Annotated in this window: 4 protein-coding genes and 1 pseudogene; 3 read left to right on the top strand and 2 right to left on the bottom strand. The window is 61.0% G+C overall.

The features are described from left to right. Both AC1DVA_RS26740 and AC1DVA_RS26735 read left to right on the top strand, forming a co-directional pair. The coding region (locus AC1DVA_RS26740) for a hypothetical protein (RefSeq protein WP_476807903.1) at positions 1 to 203 on the top strand (203 nt) is incomplete at its 5' end. Between the two features lie 791 nt (positions 204 to 994). Beyond that, positions 995 to 2,023, top strand: a complete 1,029-nt coding sequence (locus tag AC1DVA_RS26735) for a 3'-5' exonuclease (RefSeq protein WP_476807902.1) — start codon at positions 995 to 997, stop codon at positions 2,021 to 2,023. 25 nt (positions 2,024 to 2,048) lie between these two features. Here the strand turns inward: AC1DVA_RS26735 and AC1DVA_RS26730 are convergent. Both AC1DVA_RS26730 and AC1DVA_RS26725 read right to left on the bottom strand, forming a co-directional pair. Continuing rightward, positions 2,049 to 2,743, bottom strand: a pseudogene (locus AC1DVA_RS26730) (transposase); the annotation flags it as partial. A gap of 176 nt (positions 2,744 to 2,919) precedes the next feature. Beyond that, positions 2,920 to 3,078 (bottom strand): hypothetical protein, encoded by a 159-nt coding sequence (locus AC1DVA_RS26725; protein WP_265055185.1) that lies wholly within the window; start codon positions 3,076 to 3,078, stop codon positions 2,920 to 2,922. A 390-nt stretch (positions 3,079 to 3,468) separates the two neighbouring features. Between AC1DVA_RS26725 and AC1DVA_RS26720 the strand changes: the two genes are divergently transcribed. Beyond that, a complete protein-coding gene (locus AC1DVA_RS26720; protein WP_265055184.1) occupies positions 3,469 to 3,810 on the top strand; it encodes an ATP dependent DNA ligase in 342 nt (113 codons plus the stop codon). Positions 3,811 to 3,932: the final 122 nt, after the last annotated feature.

Below are 3,932 nucleotides of genomic sequence, written 5' to 3'. Positions count from 1 at the left end.
GACGGCTCTATAGCGAGGAGAAGTTGCAGGTCCGCCGACGCGGCGGCCGCAAACGGGCCCTGGGCACGCGCAGGCCCATGCTCGCCCTTGCCAAGGCGACGCATGCTGCCGTCGATCTCTGGTCGAGTGGTCAGGCTCTCACCTTCGGAGTGACTGAGGAATCCGAGCGAGCGGTGGCCGAAACGATCAATCCTGCTGCTTGAGCAGCGCTGGAATTCGCTAGGTCGTGCCGTCGGCAGTGCCTATGATTGTTCGATCATGCCGYTTTCGTCGCTGAGTGATCCTGTCGATGTCGCCCGTGCCCAGGGCGCTCTCGACACGGTGTGGAGCGAGATCCGGTTCGGTATTCCCGACGCGACCAGGAGCCGGAGAGCGCGCGCCTTGCCAATATCGTGGCTTGTGTGGCCCATGTCGCGCTGGATGAGGCAGATCTGGTTCGTCGCACCTTGGAGCGATATCGGAGAAAAAGCCGATTAGCCGTGCCGTATTGAGGAAGCGATCCTCGGATCGGAGAATGCTGAAGGACGTCCTCCATGCCTCCTAATATCAAGAATCCGGAGGTCGATAAGCTGACCAGGGAACCCGACAGTTTTTCCGCGACCTCCAAAGGAGAAGCAGACAAATCCGCGAACGAGCAGAAAACTGCCCAAAAGGGCAGTCGGTCGATGCGCGATCGAATGTCGAAATCCCTCGCCATGGCGCGGGCTGCAGGGCTATTTGCGCCCGGCGATCACAAGCGCGAAACCGATGAGATGTGGAGCGACGACGCATGCTGTTCGCCGAAGCGACCGTAAGCGATCATGACAATCGATTGATCGTCGAGATCGGTCCTGTGAAACACGACCGCGGGGATTGCGCGCTGCTGGATGATCTGGCCTGACTTGCGCCCCAGCAGTAGCTCGAAGCATTTAGAGGTATCCCGCTGCTCCAAGGCGACTGGCACGCGGGGCACGGTCGCTCGCTAGCATGGAGAACGTCGTCCCAGGAGTAGAGGGTGGTCCGTGATAACGAAAGCAGCAAGGGCTCAGCCTTGAAGAGCAATTCAAGCCAGTTTGACCTCTTCGATGATGCGCCTGGCTATCGGGAAACGCCGAGAGCTACGCCGCGCAAGCGGAAATTGGATAGTCCATCCAATCCGCCCGGCTGGGATGACGAGGAGGCCGCACAACGGCTGGAGCAGGGCGGTCGCTACAGAATCCTGCGCAAGCTCGTGCAGCGTCCGATCATCCCGCGCGCGGAGAGCGCATTTCCGAACCTTGCGGTTTTAATGGATACGGAAACGACAGGGCTCAATTACGCCAAAGACGAGATCATCGAAATTGGCGCTGTCGCTTTCACCTATGACGACGAGGGAGCGATCGGCGACGTCGTCGGCATCTACAGTGGCCTGCGACAACCGTCGGAGCCGATCCCGGCGGAAATCACACGGCTGACCGGCATCACCGACGATATGGTCGCTGGTCGCGAGATCGATGTGGCAGCGTTGGATGCGCTGATCGAGCCCGCGGATCTCGTCATCGCCCATAATGCCGCATTCGACCGCCCGTTCTGCGAAAAGCTCTCTCCGACCTTCGCGTCGAAAGCCTGGGGCTGTTCGGTCAGAGAGATCCCTTGGGCGGATCTTGGCTTCGAGGGAAACAAGCTCGGCTACCTCGTTGGCCAATCCGGGCTGTTCCATGAGGGCCACCGCGCGACAGATGATTGCAACGCCTTGTTGGAAGTCCTGGCGAGGCCGGTGGGAGAGGGTGGGTCGAGTCCCTTTCTCGAACTCTTGCGATCGAGCGAGCGCAGCCGCGTTTGCATCTACGCTGAGAATGCGCCTTTCGACATGAAGGATCACCTTAAGGGCAGGGGGTATCGCTGGTCGGACGGCAGCGACGGCAAGCCGCGAGCCTGGTGGATCGAGATCGATGACGAGCTCCAGGAAGAGGAATTTCGCTATCTCCGTACCGAAATCTATTGCTGGGAGGATGCAGAGCCGCTGACGATCCGGCTCACAGCCTTTGATCGTTATCGCGCGTAGCGAGCGCTCGTGGTTGGCGGTGCGAGGTCCGACCGCGGAACGTGCCGGATTGGCAGGTAGCGAGGTCGAGGCCGCAGAACTTCAGGAACTGGCGGTGATGGCCGAACCGCCGCAGGTCTCCGGCTTCGGCCAGGATTGTCAGAGCGTTGATCGGTCCGATTCCCGGGATCCGCCGCAGCAACCGGTAGTCGGGATGATCGGCCAGCGTGACCTGAGCGATCTCTTCGATCCGATTGCGCTCCCGGATCAGGCCCGAGCCTGGGCAATAATCATCCGGAACATCGTGATCGCCGCGCTTTCCTCCGGCACGGGCAACGCGATCGATGAGCAAGCCGTCTCGTAGATATCGTTGATCAGCCGAGCCTTGGATACTTTGCGGCCGACCAGAGACCAGGCCTCGGCCACGAACGCTTCCCCTTCCAGTGCGGTGATGCTGCCGGGTGTCGGGAAGCGCTCGATCAGTGCCAGGAACCAATCCGAGCGGCTATTGCCGGCGAAGCGGCCGATCTCCGGAAAGTACAGCGGCAGGTAATGCGTCAGGATGCGGTGCCAGGTCTGCGTCTTGGCCTTCTAAATCGTCTTGTGCGACATCGACAACTCCTGGAGATCGTTGATGCCGGCGGCCAACGGGTCGACATAGGCCTGCGTGGCACCGATCCGCAGCATGTGCAGGATGACCTGGGCGTCCTTAGGATCGTTCTTGTCCCAACCGTTGTGTAGCACAAAATGCTGCTCGAATTGGTTCGCCAGGATCCCGTGTGCCGGCGGCTGATGACCGCGCCTGGCGTCGGGGCGGTCGTCATCGGAGCGCTCGAGCCAAACGCGCCTCTATCGCGTCAAGAGTGGACCCGACCGATCGCGGATCGCCTGAAGATCCACGGCCTGGGCTACCGTATCTATTCGCCTCGTTTCGACGTGTTGCGCCGCAAATCGTTAATCATGCGGTCGAGCAGATCCAGTGCTTCAAAAGCAGATTTCTTCCAGCGCCTTTCGCCTACCGAAAAGCCCGTCAGGAATCCGGCCACGAAGACAATGACGAGCAGGCCAGCCTCCATGACGCGAGCCCTCACCAGATGCCATTGGGTACATAAAAGGCAAGGCGGTCGGCAACGGCTCGCTCGCGCGGCGACGCCCAATCCAGCCACAGACGCGTAAAGGGGAGCTTTCCGAGACCTCAGAAAGTCCGGCCTATCCTTGGAAGTTTCAAATGGGCGCCCTGTGCAAGCAGCGCTAAGGCCGTGTTCCCCGACCGCCTGACTGACCACGTTCCCTAACGGAACGAAACATTCCGCCGCTCGTTGGCGAATCGGTTCATTGGTGGGTGGTTCCATGTGTGCGCGTCAAGTTCTCAGGGCTGGGTTGGGGGGGATGATCAAGGGCCGATCGCCCGGCGGCGGGGCAGTGGCGACTGGGTCAAGTCCAACTGCGTCCAAGCCCAGCGTTTCGTGATTGTCGGCTATGAGCCCTCGACAGCCGCGCCGGGCGGGATCGGCCGGCTGATTCTCGCGGGATGCCAAGGAGACCGACTGGTCTACATCGGCAGCGTCGGCACTGGATTCTGCGACGCCGACGCAACAGCGCTTCGCAAGCAGATGGACGAACTCATAATCCTGAAGCCGGCGCTCTGCATGAAGGGGCGTCGACAGGCGTATCGCTGGCTCACGCCAGCGTTGGTCGCGGAGGTCGAGTTCCGAGCCTGGACGGATGACGGAAAGCTACGTCACGCCTCTTACAAATGCTTGCGCGAAGATGCCGATTCCGCCGAGGTTTTCGAGATAAAGCCCTGAACGCCGGCGGTCGCGTCGCCTATTTCAACGGAGGACGTGGCGCCTGTAAATCGATCGGGCTCTTCGGCGCATCGCGCGGATCAATCTCGCTTAAGATCGCGCTGGGTGCCGGCGTGGTAGAG

It is taken from the genome of Allobosea sp. P4_C6, assembly GCF_056402015.1.
Note: the sequence above shows the minus strand (reverse complement) of the source record. Positions and strands in the feature narration are given on the sequence as shown.

Coding starts and splice junctions, on each gene's coding strand:
- AC1DVA_RS26725 (WP_265055185.1), bottom strand. CDS start 3,078: ATGGAGGCTGGCCTGCTCGTCATTGTCTTCGTGGCCGGATTCCTGACG.